Annotated in this window: 1 protein-coding gene; it reads right to left on the reverse strand. The window is 68.6% G+C overall.

What is annotated here, in order from left to right; all coding sequences use genetic code 11:
- The coding region (locus ABT008_RS30405) for an ISL3 family transposase (RefSeq protein WP_502890529.1) at positions 1–1,241 on the reverse strand (1,241 nt) is incomplete at its 3' end.
- Between the last annotated feature and the right edge of the window lie 54 nt (positions 1,242–1,295).

The raw sequence follows: 1,295 nt of genomic DNA on the forward strand, positions 1-1,295 counted from the left end.
TCCGGGCAGGCGGCGGTGAGGGCGTCGACGAGCGTCCGTTGGTGGTCTGTGAGCTGATCGGGTGGGGTCAGGAGGTAGCGGGTGAGGCGTCGGGGCGATAGGGCTGGGCGGTCGGCTTCGACGCGGCCTTGGGTGATGTAGCGGTAGAGCAGGTTGAGGCTGCCGGTGTAGCCCAGTTCCCTGATCTCGGCGAGGAGTTGGGTGGCGCCGACGGCGGGGTCTTGTTGGCGGCGTTGGCGTAGGTGGGCGCGGTAGGGGTCGACGAGGGTGGGCCGGTACTGGGGTGCGCGGACCAGGCGTTCGGGTTGGCTGATGCGGGCGTAGCGTTTGATGGTGTTGAGGCCGAGGTTGAGGCGGCGGGCGCATTCGAGTAGGCCGACGCCCTTGTCGAGGAGATCGTGGACCTGCTGCCACCGCTGCCGGGTGGTCACGGCCCGGATGCCGTCCTGGGGCGGTAGGCCGGTGGTGGCCCAGCACGTGCTGTGTGCGGTGACTTCTTTGCGGACGGCTTCGGCGAGGTTGTGCCACAGGTGCCAGCGGTCGGCGACCTGCACCGCCTGGGGTAGGGCGCGGCGGACCGCTTCGGCGTAGGCGCCGGAGGAGTCCCGGCACACTATCTCGACACCGGGATGCTCACGCAGCCACGTCTCCAACGTGTGGGCCTTGCGGTCGGGCAGCACATCGATGCGCTCACGGGTGACCGCGTCGATCAGGGCGGTGGCGTAACGGCGACGACGACACAACGCGAAGTCGTCGACCCCGAGCACGCGGGGCACCCGCCGCTGCGGCAACGGAACGCGTAGCAGCGCCCGCAGGGCAGTGTGCCGGGACATGACGACCATCGCCAGGACCGACATCAGGCGAGCACCGGCCCGGCCAGCCAGCTGACGCACCACCCCAGCGACCTGCGAAATCAACCGGGACGTGCGACGCTGATAACGCTCCAGAACTCCCGGAAGCTGCTCCCGGAACGTGCGACGGCAGCCCTGCGTCGGGCACACCAGCCGGCGCACTCGTACCCGTAGCACCACCGGCCGGGCATCGACCGGCACATCCGCCAGAGTCCGCTGGTGATACCCGTGCACCCGGCCCGTCACGACCGCGCAGCCCGGACACGCCACCGTCGCTTCAGGAGTCCGAGCCCGCACCAGAATCCGCTCGCCCTCGTCCGTGACGTCATCGATCACCAGCGGGGACAACCCCGAGAACACCATCTTCGTCAGATCATCGATCTTGCACACATGACCTCAACGACATCGATCACCTTCGGTCACCACCGAATGTGAGACAGAGCC

This window comes from Micromonospora sp. NPDC002389, assembly GCF_040296095.1.
GTDB lineage: Bacteria > Actinomycetota > Actinomycetes > Mycobacteriales > Micromonosporaceae > Micromonospora.